This window comes from Paenibacillus alkaliterrae (genome assembly GCF_021532375.1).
GTDB classification, from domain to species: domain Bacteria; phylum Bacillota; class Bacilli; order Paenibacillales; family Paenibacillaceae; genus Pristimantibacillus; species Pristimantibacillus alkaliterrae.
The window spans coordinates 93,831-108,274 of record NZ_JAKGAP010000022.1 but is presented as its reverse complement, the minus strand read 5'-3'; the positions used below and the strand labels follow the sequence as shown (position 1 = coordinate 108,274).

Below are 14,444 nucleotides of genomic sequence, written 5' to 3'. Positions count from 1 at the left end.
TATAAACAACACATCTTAACTCCTCTTTCTACCTCTTCTACCTCTGCCGAACCATCCGCTCCGAACAAAGATAAAATAAAAAACAAGCGGCATCGGAAAATGAACGAGACCCCAAATGCCCCAAAACCATGGGATGCTGTCCCGCTTGCGCGCATCAATAAATAACCAAGTCGACTGTGCGATCAGTACGGGGAAAAGAATCAGCCAGAACCAGACGGGTAAACGAGTTAGTTCTTCCATTTATGCCCCATCCTTCTGCCAAAGATCATACTGACATACCCTATTCCGCCTGCCGCAAAGACCGTCTGTACGACAGCAAACCACATTCGGCTGTTATCCAATAGCCACAGCATGGAGCTGAGAACGAAGATAGCTGTCAGCCAAAATAACGCTAGCTCCTTCCACAACATCCTTTTCACATCTTGCTTGTGTCGCTTTACACGCTGCTCGAGCTCATTCAGCCCGGGAATTGGCGGCGAATGAACGGCGTCAAAACGGTTGACAGCCGGCCCTACATGCTTCTCGAACCATAACTGGTCGACATCATCCGTTTTTTGCTTCCTCATGATTCGTTAGCTCCTTCCGCAGCTGCTTTATGCCGTTATGCAGCCTTGATTTTACTGTACCGATCGGGATATCCAGCATCGCGGATATTTCTTCCTGCGTGTAGCCATAGAAGTACTTGAGCAGCACTGGCATTCGTGTATCGCTGCTCAGCTCACCAAGCGCTTGAAGCGCCTCCGGCCAATCATTCATCCGCTGCAGCGTATCATAACGCACGGCGCGTAGCGATTGCTCCTCCTGAATCCAATGCTTCTCGCGTTCATTTCGCCTAACGCGGTCAACGACATGTCTCGATGCTATCGTGATGAGCCAAGTCGAAAACTTGGCTTTTCCCTGAAATGAAGCAATTTTCTCAATAGCCTTCAGCATCGTTTCCTGAGTGACGTCCTCCGCAAGGGATTTATTCATTGTTGCTTTAAGTACATATTGGTACAAGAAAGAATAATTTTGCTGCAGCAGCTCTGAAAGCGCCCGTGAATCTCCTCGTACCGCTTGCTTGATCAGCTTCGTCTCGTCATGCACGAGCGAGTATGCCTCCTTTGTTTGGGAACGTTATAGCTATGACGATTATGATGCTCATTTCGTTCATCGCAAAATAATTTTTTTCAACACAAAAACAACCGCAGAAGCCAGTGGGTCTGCAGTCGAATTTTAAATCATTTAATTATGATTTCGGTTGCGGCTATACCATTGCCAAATTGGCTCCACATCCGCATGATCCAAGCATGCAACCCGGTAGTCATACGGGCTGCCCATCGCATGCACGGAAAGCGTCAACAGTTTCTTGCGCTGCTGGCCGAGCGACCGGTTTACCCGCATCGTAACGATCTGCGGCCGGCGTATCAAGCAGGTCGTTCTGGAGATCAATCTTTTTCTCAGCGTCAGCTGGCCGTCTGCAAGCTTCACGCCTGCGGCTCTGTAACAGCAAATTCTCCACCAAAAGACCAGAAGAACAAGCGTCAGCGAGAACAAACCGAATGTTTTCAGCCATACGATAAGCGCGGCGCTTGCCGCCACGGTAAGCAGCAGTTCAATTCTAATGTAGTAAAGCAGCGCACGCTTCGGCGCTCCCGTCAGGTCGGCATTCGCTGGAAGCCGCAGCTGCGGCACGAAATTCGCGAGCACCTTGGACACATCCGCTCGCCTCACAAACGGATGCAGCATAAGCTGTTCTTTCTTATCCGATGAGATGATCTGAAGCTGGATCTCGGCATAACCGGTCGCTTGCCGGAGCAAACCCTCTTTGACGATAACCGCCTGCACATTTTTCGGATCGAATACAAAGGTTTTTTTCTCAAGAAGGCCGTAAGATACAGATATTTGCTTGCCGCCCCTCTTCACGGAAAATCCGCTGTACTTCAGCACATACAGGGCAATGGACAGAAACCACGCAAATCCGATTCCGAATAGAGCGATAGAAATCACGAATACGTAACCCGGCATCAGGCTTACTGAGTCCTCAACGACATTTTCGAAAAAATGATCCGGGAGCAGGGCTTCGATAAAATCGTCGGCAAACGAGTACAAGCCTGCCATAAAAGCCGCCACAAGACCATAGTTCATCGATGTCGCAGCCGCTTGAAGCAGCTGCCCCGGATTAAGATGAAAGGATGCGCCATTCTGTTCGGCTTTTGCTTCCGGAACCGCAGCGATTGGCTTCCCCTGAATCTTAATTGCCGGAACCCCCTCGACGGCGTTTATGTGCTCCGTTCCATTCTGCTTCTCTTCATCAGGCTGCAGCTTGGTGCTTGCCTGCTTTCTCAGCACAAACTGGATGTTGTTCGCTTCCGCTACAGAGAGTGCCGGCAATATTCCGTCCGCCTTCTTATTGCCGCCAGGCGTTTCAATCTTTACCTGCGCCACTCCAAGCAAGCGTTGGATGAGCGGCTGTTCCACGTTAACTGAATGAATTCTGCCGTAATAGATCGTTTTCTCGTCGCGAAACAGCAGCCCTCTGCGAATTATGATCCGATCCTCCTCCAGCCAAAAACCGAACCGTTTCCAGTCGAGAAAGCTGAACACCAGGATGACAGCCGCCAATGTAACGGCTCCCGCTATCCAATACCAATGAAGCTCAATCCATTCCGTTCCTCTAAGCAAAGCGATAACTATGAATGGAAGAAAGCCCTTAACCGTATTTAACAGCCCAAAAAGGATATAAACGGGATGAAGGGTGCGGCGCTCACTCATCGTGATCATCCACCTTAGCCAGTATACCTATTCTTCGCTTCAACAGCTGCGCCTCCGCCTGCTTGAGTCCGCTGATCCGGTGCGTGGTTGCCGCAGTTACAATCGATATGCCGGCCAGATCGTATTTCCGCATCAATGGCCCGCTTTCCAGCTCGACATGCTGGACACGAACCATGGGTACAAGCACGTTGCTCAGAAAAATAAGCCCCGACTGTATTTCCAGCTCATCGTCAAACAGCTCATATTGGAATCTTGTATACTTTAATTGCGGGATAATCCATGTGAACAATACGAAGGTAATAATAAAAATGGACAACGCAATCCACCCGGGGATGAGCGTCCAATCCCACATCACGGCAAAAACAAAATAAACGCTAATAAAAGCAAGAAACACGGCATGCGAAATGAGCCCGCTAATACGATAAACCTTGATGTAATCCCGATGAAGCCGTTTCGTTAGCTCTCGATTCATATTCTCAATCCTCTCAAATCGTCAGGGGAGCACGATAAGCCCCGTTTTCGTAAAGGTTAGCGCTCTGGCTCCATGTTCCGTAATCAAGTAGCTGTTCTCAATGCCTACCACACCCTGCCCGGGAAACGTGAATTTCGGCTCTACCGCAATGACCATCCCTTCCTCAAGCGGCATATTAAAGCCTTTGGCCAGCACTGGCCATTCATCGATTTCGAGTCCAATACCATGTCCAAGAAATTTTGCCTGGTCCGCGCCATAGCCCATAAAGTGGTCGGAAAGCTGAGCCGCTGCGCATTGCTGGAGCGCATCCTCATAGATCTTCGTGCAAATGGCGCCCGGGATCATTTGACTCTCCGCAGCAACGATTATCGATTCCGATACCTCATAAGCTCGCATCAGCGCTTCGGGAAGCTCGCCTATAACAGCAGTCCGCGTCTGGTCAATCACATAACCGTCGATGCAGCAGCCGATATCAATTAATATCGGTACGTCCCTGTGGATCGTTGAGCGGCTGACGCTTTGCGGCGATGCCGCGCCAAGTCCCAGCCCGCCGGCAGGACCATCAAAATAAGTCGGAACGGCCGCAGCTGCTCCCGAAATAACCATGCCCGTCGTTATTTCCTGATTATAGCCGCGCAGCCGCATCATGCCGATATGCCCGCGGACACGCAGCTCATATTCAACGCGTGCCATCCAAGCCAGCTCGCTAATGCCTTCCTTCAGCTCATTCAGCGACTCCTCCAGCGCTTCGGCTACAACCCTCGCGGCGGATTCGATTCTGCCGATCTCCCAAGCCGCTTTAATCATCCGGAGTTTACGAATGTGAGCCGATCCGTCAACAAGCTCGCATAGGCGTGCCGAGCTCAGCAGCTCCGACAGCTTCAAATATATTTGGGCCGGAAGCACATCAAGATCGGCCGCAATTCGCAGCTTCGCCCCTTCGCGTCCCAGCGACGGATAATCGGTTCGCAGCGTTTGCCCAAATTGACGAAAAGCACCAAGTTCCGCTACCTGAACCGGCGTCTCCAGCTTCGCACGTTGAATGCTTCTCCGAACGTAAAAGGTAGCCTCGCCGATGCATGGAATGAACAAAAATCCATTTTGCATAGACCCGCTAAAATAATAGATATCAATATTTTGAGTAAGGATAAACGCATCCATACTTTCCGACTGCATCACTTTCTGCAATCGTTCAATTCGCTGCCGAACAAGCTCGGTTGGAATATCCGGTTTAATATCCATGACTCCGCAGATCAACTCCTATACTAGTTCCCTCCCCTTTATTACACCAATTTTCCAATTTTACGTCAACCCGTTACGAGCTCTGCCGCCCCCTTAATATGCCATTCGATTTCATCCAGCACCTCAAAGGCACGCGGATATACTATATTCGCAATTATAATTACGCCGGGCCGCTGCAGAGTGACCTCATATTGATATGCATCGCTGCGGTAGGTATAAGGAAAACCGCGGTCTGCGTTTATTACCTCGAACACGACTATCTCTACCGGGTCCTTAAAGAAAGATCCCGGCAGAGGCAAGCCGTTCGCATCAAGCCTTAAATTAACCTGCAAATAACGGGCGGCCGTTTCCGCCGCCGCTTCAGGAGCAATTTGCAGCACGCCGTTCCCAAGTGCGACAGGGTCTAGCTGCTGCGCCGCTGCATGCGCCGCCCGGTTAATCGCGTACTTGCCTTGAAACAACGTTTGCATGGCCAGCTCCTCCTCCACCTGCAGCAGATGGATGGAGATCCACACCGTCATCATAACAACGATCAGCAGCAGCTTGTTCATCGTTTCTACCGCCTTCCGCGCTTACGGTACATACTCGCTCATTTTCATTCCGAACGCACGCAGCCTCTCATCCTGGGCAGGCGGCGTCAAACCGATTAAACGGTCGATTTCAAACAAATTCTCATACGGATAACTCATCGTTAACGAAATGCCGGCTCCCCGAAGCACCGGCGCGCCGGGATTCGTTGCGGCAACGCCGTTTGTCGTCGATAGCTCGTATAAAATTTCATCTGGCTGCATGCCAAAACGCGCTATTCGTTCCCTGGATTGCTGCAGCATGGCTTCGCTAATATAGCCGTAGCTGCCGCTCGCACCGATCTCAAGCAAATAATTAACCTCCTGCTGCAGCACGGCTTGCCTAACAATAAGGACATGCTTGTATATAGGGGAAAACATCAGCCAGCAAAGCATGGCAGCAAAAAGTACAAAAATTAATATTTGCTTCATGGGCTCATGCCCCTAATGTGAGTGCTGACCGAACCGCCCGCCCCATGAATTTGCTGCTTCATCCCGCTGTCGCCTTCCGCGATCGATTGATATAAAACCATGACCGTTATAAGCAGCAGCATCGCTGCAAGTATTCCACGCATCGCACAGAGCCCCCATCTTCCTTTCCATTTGTTCGAAGGAAACTACGGAAGCAGTTGATTAATTCTCGTATTTGCCGAGGTTCCTTGCGATTGGATTTGGCTTCTCGTTCCTGTCGTATCTTGAGCAATGATGGTGTTGAACAAAACGATTACGACAACGAGCATCATATAAGTATAAATCTGTAACGCTGATCCTCTGAGGTTCCGTATGTCACTTAAAACCTTGATATTAAAGGGATTTCTCGCGATCAAGTTGTAACATAATGGTCAAGCGTGGTTTAACTAAGTCGACAGTATGTGGACAAAATGTGAGCAGAAAAGTGTGTAAACTGCGGGGGGACTTGCATCTTTTACCGATATGCCGCATATAGCTATTAGCATGAAGCGCGCTATTAGCTAACCGTAAAAGTATGACCGCCTGCCGAGTCCTCGGTGGGCTTTTTATTTGCCAAAATGGTCATACCGCTATGACCGGCGGCATAGGATTGAGATATCAGCACTAAAAGGAGGCTATAGAGAATGGGTAACAAAATAGTTAAATCCGTTTCGCTGAACATCAGCAATGCGGATGACGCAGCCATATTAAAAGCCATTAAGCGACGAAATTTTAGCGGGTACGTTAAGAGGCTGATACTGGCAGACATTAAAGCCAGGGAAGCCGAAACAGCCGTAAAAAACAACTTTGAACCATCAGAGGAACAAACACCCGCCCTCGAACCAGAAAAGTCGCTAAGTGCAGCGGAAAGACTCGAAGCGTTGAAACGCCAAAAAGGCGAGTCGAAACCCGCCCAAGCAAAACCATGGGTTAACCAACCAAAGAGTTGATACCCAGCCCTATGCCATAACCAATAATAAGCGCACCAATAAAAAACATAGCGGACGCCTCCCTTTGAATGAGTATAGGTTTAGTCTGTCCCGTAAATCAAAAATTAAACTTATGGAGGGGTAAAAATGCGGGTTAATCTTTACGCAGATGGCGCTATTCGCAAAAGCTATACATTAGGTGAGGCAATCGTAACGAATGCCGGTAGTGAAAAACAAGTGGAGGCGCTTAAAGGTTTACGTCAAGTGGGCAAGGTTATTATCATGGCCGGAGGTACCCTAGGGTTGTTATTGCCGAAAATGGTATTTGCTGCGGGCATTGACGGCACGTTCGGCAATGTTCATAGCGCGATCATGAACGCATTCGATGCAGGAATTGTTCTGGTTATTATCTTCGCAGGTGCGAGTTGGGCACTTGGTCACCGTACCAAGGCCATTGAGATACTGATCGGCGTATGCTGCGGCTACATCTTGGCTCGTCACGCAATCGATATTCGCGACTTCCTAAAAGGGATTTAAGGGGTGACACCATGACGATCATAATGGCGATTCTTTTCACGCTTGTCAAGGTTTGGCATGAGAGGTTGATCTTTAAAAATTACCCGATACTACGGGGTAAAAAATGAGGAGGCCTAGATCATGCCTATGAAATTTGTACTCTCCTCCCCTTTTGGCGAGTTGTCAGAGGTAAGGGATTTTCGACCACATACCGGTATCGATATCCCGCTAGAAGTCGGCACGAAACTAAGATCATTCGTTGACGGTACTGTTGAGCGAGTCATAAGTGTACGGGATGGACTAGGCAAGCACGTAATTATCCGCGGTGAGGATGGCAACGCCTATATTTATGGCCATTTGGAAAAAATCACAGTTCATAAAGGTGATACGGTACGGGCAGGTATGGATATAATCGGATTGAGCGGGAATACCGGCCACAGCACCGGCCCTCATTTACACTTTGCAATCCAAACTATTGATGGAAAATACGTGGATCCAGCGCCAGTCATTAAAGCACTTGAGTCCGTAACAGGTGCCGATCCAATGAACATGTTTATTGGAAGCCAGCCGGTACCAGGCGGTTTAATGGATTGGTTAAACAAACTATCCGACGGGGTCGTAGGCAAAGAACGTGAAGTCGTGCAAACCGTTTCAAATCCGGTATGGGCATGGATTAAAGCGCAAATGATTGACTTAGGCCATTGGTTCGTCGCAAACTTGCCGGACATTATGGGTTACGGTGCGATATTAGCAGCTGTCTGCATCATATTGGGCAGCATGGCCGGCAAAGGCGGCATACTAAAACCGCTAGCGATTTATGCAGGATTGCTTATCCTGGCACTTTGTATCTTAGGAGGCTAGCGGCATGGAGAAGGATGACTTGCTTCGTAAGGCGCAAAAGGCGTTTGCTTTAGCTGGAGATAACCCCACAACGCCAGAACAACAGACCGCGTATGCAATGGGGCGCGCGCTACTGTCTAGGGTAGCCAGAGAGGAACGTGAACGTACTGACGGGAGTGTTTATTTGCCCGCACCTCTCAAAGCTGAGAAACGGGCGTTCTGGGCTTTTGGTGACAAGATCAAAACAGTTCCTTGGAAAGAGTTTTTCAAGGTTGAGCAGAACGAAATGGTCGTGTACCGAATCATCCCTCATTCGAGCATTACAAACAATAACAAACGGTTGTGGCGTGCGATTTATCAGATGTACGCCATGTATGAGGGTGCCGGTTCTCGCCTGGAACGCGACGGCTTCAAATTCCGCTTTCGTGAGAAGGATGCTTTCTGGTTCGATGTGATTTTTAAACAGGAAAATGGCCAGCGTAAAGTCGAGTTCTACGTCTCGACGAGTGAGTACCAGGCGACCAAACTTAAGCGCAAACTTGAGAACAAGATGGCGGCGACGATCCAAGAGACCAGCATCGAGGCGCTGCAAGTACCGCAGGAGAACACGATCGTGCAGGAGCTGCGCTACCTCAAACACGACATATTCTCCCTAAACACGAATACGCAAGAGCAGAAAACGCCCATCGCCGCCATACTTAACACGATCGATGAATTCCAATTCGATGGCGACTTTGCCCGGTTGAGTCTTTGCGCCGAGGCTGAAAACCGTCAAAAATGGGTTAAAGCCTCAGCTTGGGCATATGAGAAAATGCAAAAAGGGAGAGTGCCGCAGCGGGCGAACATTGACGGAGCCAAGATATTCGGAGCCGGTAGAACAGTTATTGCTGGAATCGTCAATGAGATTAACGACTTGCTTGTTGATACCTTCCAAGCATTCACTAACTCTTTTTTCAAAAGCGATAAGCAATACACCAAGGATAAGGTTATTAAAAAGTCGTTTGTACTTGAGGATGAGATTAACGCCAGGCGCTTAAGTGGATCCAGCCTGGAGAAAGTCAATCAGCCAGTGTTTCGAACACATATCCGAGTAGCTGCCCATTCGCAAGATAAATTAACACGTGAAACGATTGCAGAAACGCTTGGGCTTGCGTTCACGGAGATAGCAGAGAACAACGAATTACAAGCGTTTAAGGTCCGGATCGGTTCCCGCCGTTATGAAATAGTCCAAGAGTTGAACACGTTGCGTTTGACAATCCGCAGCCGCGCCGATGCTAACGTTAATTTGATCTCGACGGATGAGCTCGCAAAACTAGCATTACAAATGCCTACAGCTGAATTACAGCGACGGTACGATGCCGAGTTAAATGTAAAACGGAATATCGAGACTGATATACCAGCAGCTTTACGCAAAGAAGGCGGACTTTATTTAGGTGAATCAGAGGTTAAAGATAAAAAGACGGCGATCTACTTCCCTCTTACCAATCCTGATGAATTGTACAGAGGGTATGTGTTTATCGGCGGACAAGGGGCTGGGAAAGACACCGCTATTAAAAACTGGATCATTGATGGGTGCCTCAACCACGGCATATCTGCAATTATACCGGAGGTTATCGTCGAGGAAGGTGAGCGCGGAATGGCTGACGGTATTCGCGATTCCCTCCCTCCTGACAAAATTATAGATATCGATTTAAGCGATGGTGAGTATGTCGTTCCTATGGATCTAACCGAGGTCATAAGTAAACTAGGACGTGATGGCGCAAGCCGTTTTGCTGACGAGGTTTTAGACTTCTTTGGAGACATGGAGGGTTTGAAGCGATCTAAGAAGATACTGAGAACAGCAGCCAAAGCTTCCGGCGGGTCCCTTTATAACATTCAGCGAATTATTGAAGAAGAGGAATTTAGAGCTGACACCATTGAGAGATTGCAAAGTGAAGGTAATGAGCGATTGGCTGACGCATTGATCAGTTGGGGAACCAATGACGATCTAGGAAGCAAAGCCGATCCAATCCTGGACCGTTTGGGTGATTTCTTCGATAACGACAAATTATATGAGATATTCGCGCAGCCCCCAAAACCGGAAGTCGATTTCGCAGGCTGGATGGAGCAGGGGAAAGTTATTATTATTCGCATACCGGTTAGGAAGCTAGGCCAAGTCGCTGCTCGTACATTAGTGCATTGGATCACATTAAAAGCCTACATGACCAGAGCGCTCATGACCCAGAAGGAGCAGGCAAACGGATGTTTTATGGTGTTCAACGAGCCGGAGCAATACGCATCGGACGGATTAACGCGGCTTATGGGTCGGATCGGAACAGAGGGGCGCAAGGAGCGTTTCGGCAGTCTCTACGCCTTCCACCACTGGAACAAGTTGCCGCAGAGCTTGCAAGAGAATTTACAGGGCGGCGGGGTGCAGCAATTCCTTTTCATGAACGACCACATTAAGACGTTTGAGCTATCGAAGCACCGCCTTGAGCCGACCATCACGGTCGATGAAGCAGGACGACTACCGGCACATCACGCTATTATTTCTGTGCGAGCTGGTGGAGAAATGCAAAACGCCTTTGTCTGTCACATGCGCCCTCCTCTTAAGCCGCAGTATGACAATTCATTTTTGACTAAGCGGCACGCCAGAATGTTTGGTCGGCACTGGCAGGAGCTGCAACAAGCACTGTGAATCTAATTCAGACAAAACCCTTTCCAAGATATGGGCGACTATAGTAGAATGGTCTCATTCTATTAAATTGGAAGGGGTTAGGAAATGAGAAGGAAACTGTTTTTATCTCTCGTGATCGCCCTGCTCATGTTCGCCGCTGCCGGTATCGGAGCGTACGCCGCAACGAAATTTACGATCATCGTTAATGGTAAAGTTGCGAACGTTGATGCAAAAGTAATTAACGGAACCACATACCTACCGCTGCGTGCAACGGGCGAGCTTCTCGGAGCTAAAGTTGAGTGGGAAGGCAGCACAAAGACAATCCGGATTACAAGTGGATCTACGACGGCAGAAACGGCAAAAACTGTTACGCTGCACTTTCCCGCTGACCGCTACCCGGAAACAGCAGCTCACATCGCTTCGGCTATCGCTAAAGGTGAATCTGCGGTATGCACGATTGATAGAGCTGGCGCGGACGAAAACCGCGATGAATCCCTAAAAGGGATACCGACTAAGGATGGCTATGATCGCGATGAGTGGCCAATGGCAATATGCGCGGAAGGTGGAGCAGGAGCTAGTGTTGCTTATGTAACGCCTACCGATAATCGTGGCGCAGGTTCATGGGTAGGCAATCAGCTTGAAGGGTATACAGACGGTACGCGAGTATTGTTTGTCATCAATGGCGGCGGAAATACAACTGTAGAAACCGCAAAACCTGATCTTACGGTCGTTTATAACTCATGCGCAGAGGCTAAAGCGGCCGGTAAAGCACCGATTCGCATAGGGGATCCTGGATATAGTACAAAGCTAGATCGCGATGGGGATGGAGTAGCGTGTGAGTCATAAATACAAAGAAGCCCACCGACCAAATAGGCCAGTGGGCTTCTGCTTTATTGTTCTTTCTGTCCGCTTACTTTACGGAGCTCGTTCGCTAAACGGTTAAACTCATTGCGACTCGCCGGTTCTGCAGATATGGCGTAGCCAGCTTTAAGGAATTCAATGATTTTGTCTGCATCCTCTTTCGTCATTTCGTGTTCAACCTCCTTCGGCTTCAACTTTGCAGCAACCGTGTTCTTGAACACCGCCCAGCCAGCCCATGAGCCGTTATCGTACATCAATCGCGGGCATATTTTGCGGGACCAATCATAGTGACGGCGCAAGCGATCTACGCCCCAGCCTCGCTCCTTAAGCATGCTGGCCACTAGCTCCGCTGTATTGTCGAGCGTCCTGGCATAATTACCACTCTCGCATATCTCGATGCCGATCGACGTTCTGTTCCCGCTGTCAGCAGCTCCACCATCACCAGCATGCCATGTGGATTCGTTCAAAGGTATGCACTCGATAGCCTCATGCTCATCTATGACGATGTGGTATGATGCTGTACGGTTGTTTGATGGGTTGGTTAGATAAGCACGTTCATTGCGAGCGGTGCTTTTCATGTTGCCGGTGTTATGGATCGTGATGGATGTCGGAGCCATCTTATACTCAGGCCGTCTATGCAACGGCGTGTTCCCCGGGATGTGGTCAACGATGTATTTAACCACTTTTACCCTCTCCCTTTTCATTCAGCTGCTGCAGCACGTCTTTCATTTTCTGAGGCAACGGTACATTCAGCGTCCCAAGATTCTCTATGACAGACAGTCCTTCGCGGCCTACGTAAAAGTAAATCGCAAGCGTTCGGAAAATAGGTGCGTCCGGGTGCATCCATCCATCGATGGCGTAAGCCAGATAGATGACAAACAGGACAACGATCTTTCGAATACCGCCCCAGTACATTACATCGCTATTTACTGTTTTTGTCTTGATCGCCCCGAGAACGCCTGTGATGTAATCGCCGGCCATAAGAATAATGAGTATAATCATGCCTTTATCCCACCCGCCGAGGGCAGTACCAGCAGCCCCGATTATCGCAACGATAACTCCGATCGCGGACTCCCTTTCATTGGAGCCTACCGCTGCTGCGGAAATGTTTGATAGGTATTCTCTGATTTGTTGCATTGTCATACCTCCAATGATAATTTTATAAAAATAAAAAAGCCCCGATCGACTCGGGATTGGACTAGGCAATTTAAATGACCTTACCGACAACAACCCAAGTATTCCCGCCACGGACCAGCATGACGCGGTCACCCGTGACTGGAGTATAGGATGCGACATAGGGATAACGCCGATCAGTTGCAGCATCCTCCACATCAAACCGCACTTTCGGACGACCGGTAGCATCGGTTACTGTGCCGAATCGGGTAAACGTGGATTGCGCATCCAGAGAAGAAAGATGATGTTTCACTTCTTTTTTTGCCAGATCTCGAATTGAGCTGAACAGCCTTTCTATCAAATCTACCCCTCCTCTTAAACCGTGACGATGCGCCGAATCGTGTGGCGCATCTGGCCTCCAGCTTTTAAAGCCATGCTCCACCCGATCTCCTCATACTTGGCGTCTATACCCAAAGCACTGAAGCGAAGCGAAAACACGTCATTATACGAGTGCTGCGGCATGATCGCCGTTTGGAGCGTTACCGTTTGGTAAACCTGCGACGCCTTAATTGCGGCTGTCTGCGCCAGGCTGTCAAGTGTAGCTTGGTCAGCTGCGTCCACTTGGAGATAATCAACGATCGTGCGGCCGCGGCTGATCGATGACGTCATCGATGACGGATTGCTGTTGGTATACACCGATTTCAGCACCGGCCTATCCGGTTGACTGACTACGAGCACAAATTTATTCGGTACGTTGAAAAGATCCAACGTTTCTTCAACTTCCGGAAATATGACGCTCTCTGCGTCATCGGCATAAACATACTCCGATGCTCTCTGATCTGGCGTGACGTACGGGCGAGCTACCGCGACACCATCCTCGTCGAAATAGAGCGCGTCATAGTTCAGTGCCGCCAGCAGCTCGTTTATGATCTCAAGCTTAGGCGTACCTCCTGGCCACTCCCGATCCACAGGGAGCGTGCGGCTGCTGGGCGTCAAATTCTGCGCTGCGATGCTGGCGCCATCGAGTAGCGTCTTGACTGCCGTAACGTAATTGATCCCGGCCGCTACGAAGTATTGACTGGTTACTTTATCCTCGCGGAGTATCTGCGCCTGATCGTATGCTTCTATATCTCTGATCACAGCACCGCTGTCCTGTGATCGCCTAACGGGCGTTGACAGCATGAACACCCCGAGCGGCCATTCGATCCATCCGCCTGCCTCGGGAGACTCCTGAATCGTTTGATAGAGGAACGGTTGAGACGCTTGTAGAAATGCATAGTGCCTGGCGAGTATACGACCTGGCGGGATCCACAACCTCACATACGGTTTGATGCGGTCACTCAGGAAGTTAATGGCACCATCATCTCGCAATGAAAAACGCGCTGTCCGTTTAATATCGGCAAGCGCGTTATTGGAGACTGTACCGGAGAGAACATTGGTTAACCCAGACTTAAATTTGCTCTGCGAGTCCAGCAAATCGTATCTAAAGGCGATCGATCTATTGGGTGCATGCAATGCCGCTTTTACCTGTTCATGCGAAAACCCATTTCTGGCTAGTGATTGCACCGGCTCGCCTCCTTACACCGCAGCATTTCCTTTAATCGTCACGTTTCCGCCGGCTACAGCGGATATTCGTGCTCGAATGGTTTTGGCTCCGATGATATCAAACTGCCACACTTCATTTGTTCCTGTTGATTGGTTATCGGCGATGTTATCAGATCGCCTAAAACCTCGAATCGGCGTATAATTCCCGTCAGCATCTCCTTCTTCGAAAGCGATGGTACGGCTAGTACTCGTGCCTGAAATCTTTATAACCAGTGTTCGGAATGTATCAACGGTGAACGGAGTACCGTTACCAGTTGCGATTGCGGCGTTTTGAAGCACAACCTCCACTAACCGACTTCCCCAATGCGTCTGTCTTGGCGCACCGTCTCCGCCTTGAAGCACCTCATAAGCGTCTGTTACCGGGTTGTATAGCTGAGGCACTTGTATGTTTCCTACGTCCTTAACCATAGCCTTTGTATTATAGGGCATGTTTTCTCACC

19 protein-coding genes and 1 pseudogene are annotated in these 14,444 nt (G+C 49.4%); 6 read left to right on the top strand and 14 right to left on the bottom strand.

What is annotated here, in order from left to right; translation table 11 throughout:
* Positions 1-15 precede the first annotated feature (15 nt).
* The 9 genes from L1N85_RS11550 to L1N85_RS11510 all read right to left on the bottom strand — a co-directional run bounded on the left by L1N85_RS11550 (position 16) and on the right by L1N85_RS11510 (position 5,609).
* The gene (locus tag L1N85_RS11550; protein ID WP_235237958.1) at positions 16-240 is read right to left on the bottom strand and encodes a sigmaY antisigma factor component; all 225 of its coding nucleotides are present in this window, start codon (positions 238-240) and stop codon (positions 16-18) included.
* Positions 228-566 carry a YxlC family protein gene (locus L1N85_RS11545; protein ID WP_235237956.1) on the bottom strand — a complete coding sequence of 113 codons (339 nt, stop codon included), beginning with the start codon at positions 564-566 and terminating at the stop codon, positions 228-230. Before L1N85_RS11545 ends, L1N85_RS11550 begins: the two co-directional genes overlap by 13 nt.
* Positions 544-1,086 carry an RNA polymerase sigma factor SigY gene (gene sigY, locus L1N85_RS11540; protein ID WP_235237955.1) on the bottom strand — a complete coding sequence of 181 codons (543 nt, stop codon included), beginning with the start codon at positions 1,084-1,086 and terminating at the stop codon, positions 544-546. The genes L1N85_RS11545 and sigY overlap by 23 nt, the downstream gene beginning before the upstream one ends.
* Positions 1,087-1,224: 138 nt before the next feature.
* Entirely contained in the window at positions 1,225-2,754 is a 1,530-nt protein-coding gene (locus L1N85_RS11535; protein WP_235237951.1) for a PH domain-containing protein, read from the bottom strand.
* Positions 2,747-3,226: a PH domain-containing protein gene (locus L1N85_RS11530; protein WP_235237949.1), complete on the bottom strand. Its 480-nt coding sequence runs from the start codon at positions 3,224-3,226 to the stop codon at positions 2,747-2,749. Before L1N85_RS11530 ends, L1N85_RS11535 begins: the two co-directional genes overlap by 8 nt.
* A 21-nt stretch (positions 3,227-3,247) precedes the next feature.
* The gene (locus L1N85_RS11525; protein ID WP_235237946.1) at positions 3,248-4,468 is read right to left on the bottom strand and encodes a M24 family metallopeptidase; all 1,221 of its coding nucleotides are present in this window, start codon (positions 4,466-4,468) and stop codon (positions 3,248-3,250) included.
* 65 nt (positions 4,469-4,533) lie between these two features.
* Positions 4,534-5,019 (bottom strand): hypothetical protein, encoded by a 486-nt coding sequence (locus L1N85_RS11520; protein ID WP_235237944.1) that lies wholly within the window; start codon positions 5,017-5,019, stop codon positions 4,534-4,536.
* 21 nt (positions 5,020-5,040) lie between these two features.
* Positions 5,041-5,466 (bottom strand): hypothetical protein, encoded by a 426-nt coding sequence (locus L1N85_RS11515; RefSeq protein ID WP_235237943.1) that lies wholly within the window; start codon positions 5,464-5,466, stop codon positions 5,041-5,043.
* Complete coding sequence (locus L1N85_RS11510; RefSeq protein WP_235237942.1) at positions 5,463-5,609, bottom strand: hypothetical protein; 147 nt, start codon at positions 5,607-5,609, stop codon at positions 5,463-5,465. Before L1N85_RS11510 ends, L1N85_RS11515 begins: the two co-directional genes overlap by 4 nt.
* 519 nt (positions 5,610-6,128) lie before the next feature.
* On the opposite strand from L1N85_RS11510, the gene L1N85_RS11505 reads away from it, so the two are divergent.
* From L1N85_RS11505 to L1N85_RS11475, 6 genes and pseudogenes are all read left to right on the top strand, one after another.
* Complete coding sequence (locus tag L1N85_RS11505) at positions 6,129-6,434, top strand: hypothetical protein (RefSeq protein WP_235237940.1); 306 nt, start codon at positions 6,129-6,131, stop codon at positions 6,432-6,434.
* 126 nt (positions 6,435-6,560) lie between these two features.
* Positions 6,561-6,950: a hypothetical protein gene (locus L1N85_RS11500; protein ID WP_235237939.1), complete on the top strand. Its 390-nt coding sequence runs from the start codon at positions 6,561-6,563 to the stop codon at positions 6,948-6,950.
* Positions 6,951-7,070: 120 nt separating this feature from the next.
* Positions 7,071-7,790, top strand: coding sequence for a M23 family metallopeptidase (locus L1N85_RS11495; protein ID WP_235237937.1), 720 nt, complete (start codon positions 7,071-7,073; stop codon positions 7,788-7,790).
* A 4-nt stretch (positions 7,791-7,794) separates the two neighbouring features.
* A complete protein-coding gene (locus L1N85_RS11490) occupies positions 7,795-10,446 on the top strand; it encodes an ATP-binding protein (protein ID WP_407946360.1) in 2,652 nt (883 codons plus the stop codon).
* 84 nt (positions 10,447-10,530) lie between these two features.
* Positions 10,531-11,103: pseudogene (locus L1N85_RS11480) on the top strand (stalk domain-containing protein); the annotation flags it as partial.
* Positions 11,092-11,271 carry an excalibur calcium-binding domain-containing protein gene (locus L1N85_RS11475; protein ID WP_235237988.1) on the top strand — a complete coding sequence of 60 codons (180 nt, stop codon included), beginning with the start codon at positions 11,092-11,094 and terminating at the stop codon, positions 11,269-11,271. The pseudogene L1N85_RS11480 and the gene L1N85_RS11475, both read left to right, overlap by 12 nt.
* 44 nt (positions 11,272-11,315) lie before the next feature.
* Here L1N85_RS11475 and L1N85_RS11470 read toward each other — a convergent pair whose 3' ends face one another.
* The 5 genes from L1N85_RS11470 to L1N85_RS11450 form a co-directional block, all read right to left on the bottom strand.
* A complete protein-coding gene (locus L1N85_RS11470; protein WP_235237931.1) occupies positions 11,316-11,969 on the bottom strand; it encodes a peptidoglycan recognition protein family protein in 654 nt (217 codons plus the stop codon).
* Entirely contained in the window at positions 11,962-12,423 is a 462-nt protein-coding gene (locus L1N85_RS11465; RefSeq protein ID WP_235237928.1) for a phage holin family protein, read from the bottom strand. Before L1N85_RS11465 ends, L1N85_RS11470 begins: the two co-directional genes overlap by 8 nt.
* 70 nt (positions 12,424-12,493) lie before the next feature.
* Positions 12,494-12,760: a hypothetical protein gene (locus tag L1N85_RS11460; protein ID WP_235237925.1), complete on the bottom strand. Its 267-nt coding sequence runs from the start codon at positions 12,758-12,760 to the stop codon at positions 12,494-12,496.
* A gap of 14 nt (positions 12,761-12,774) precedes the next feature.
* Positions 12,775-13,965: a hypothetical protein gene (locus L1N85_RS11455; protein WP_235237923.1), complete on the bottom strand. Its 1,191-nt coding sequence runs from the start codon at positions 13,963-13,965 to the stop codon at positions 12,775-12,777.
* 12 nt (positions 13,966-13,977) lie between these two features.
* The gene (locus tag L1N85_RS11450) at positions 13,978-14,433 is read right to left on the bottom strand and encodes a hypothetical protein (RefSeq protein ID WP_235237922.1); all 456 of its coding nucleotides are present in this window, start codon (positions 14,431-14,433) and stop codon (positions 13,978-13,980) included.
* Positions 14,434-14,444 lie beyond the last annotated feature (11 nt).

Excerpts from the sequence above, each read along its gene's own strand:
- L1N85_RS11535 (WP_235237951.1), bottom strand. The coding sequence starts at position 2,754 with ATGAGTGAGCGCCGCACCCTTCATCCCGTTTATATCCTTTTTGGGCTG.
- L1N85_RS11465 (WP_235237928.1), bottom strand. The coding sequence starts at position 12,423 with ATGCAACAAATCAGAGAATACCTATCAAACATTTCCGCAGCAGCGGTA.
- L1N85_RS11450 (WP_235237922.1), bottom strand. The coding sequence starts at position 14,433 with ATGCCCTATAATACAAAGGCTATGGTTAAGGACGTAGGAAACATACAA.
- L1N85_RS11545 (WP_235237956.1), bottom strand. The coding sequence starts at position 566 with ATGAGGAAGCAAAAAACGGATGATGTCGACCAGTTATGGTTCGAGAAG.
- L1N85_RS11550 (WP_235237958.1), bottom strand. The coding sequence starts at position 240 with ATGGAAGAACTAACTCGTTTACCCGTCTGGTTCTGGCTGATTCTTTTC.
- L1N85_RS11525 (WP_235237946.1), bottom strand. The coding sequence starts at position 4,468 with ATGGATATTAAACCGGATATTCCAACCGAGCTTGTTCGGCAGCGAATT.
- L1N85_RS11515 (WP_235237943.1), bottom strand. The coding sequence starts at position 5,466 with ATGAAGCAAATATTAATTTTTGTACTTTTTGCTGCCATGCTTTGCTGG.
- L1N85_RS11510 (WP_235237942.1), bottom strand. The coding sequence starts at position 5,609 with ATGCGTGGAATACTTGCAGCGATGCTGCTGCTTATAACGGTCATGGTT.
- L1N85_RS11505 (WP_235237940.1), top strand. The coding sequence starts at position 6,129 with ATGGGTAACAAAATAGTTAAATCCGTTTCGCTGAACATCAGCAATGCG.
- L1N85_RS11530 (WP_235237949.1), bottom strand. The coding sequence starts at position 3,226 with ATGAATCGAGAGCTAACGAAACGGCTTCATCGGGATTACATCAAGGTT.
- L1N85_RS11495 (WP_235237937.1), top strand. The coding sequence starts at position 7,071 with ATGCCTATGAAATTTGTACTCTCCTCCCCTTTTGGCGAGTTGTCAGAG.
- L1N85_RS11500 (WP_235237939.1), top strand. The coding sequence starts at position 6,561 with ATGCGGGTTAATCTTTACGCAGATGGCGCTATTCGCAAAAGCTATACA.
- L1N85_RS11520 (WP_235237944.1), bottom strand. The coding sequence starts at position 5,019 with ATGAACAAGCTGCTGCTGATCGTTGTTATGATGACGGTGTGGATCTCC.
- L1N85_RS11490 (WP_407946360.1), top strand. The coding sequence starts at position 7,795 with ATGGAGAAGGATGACTTGCTTCGTAAGGCGCAAAAGGCGTTTGCTTTA.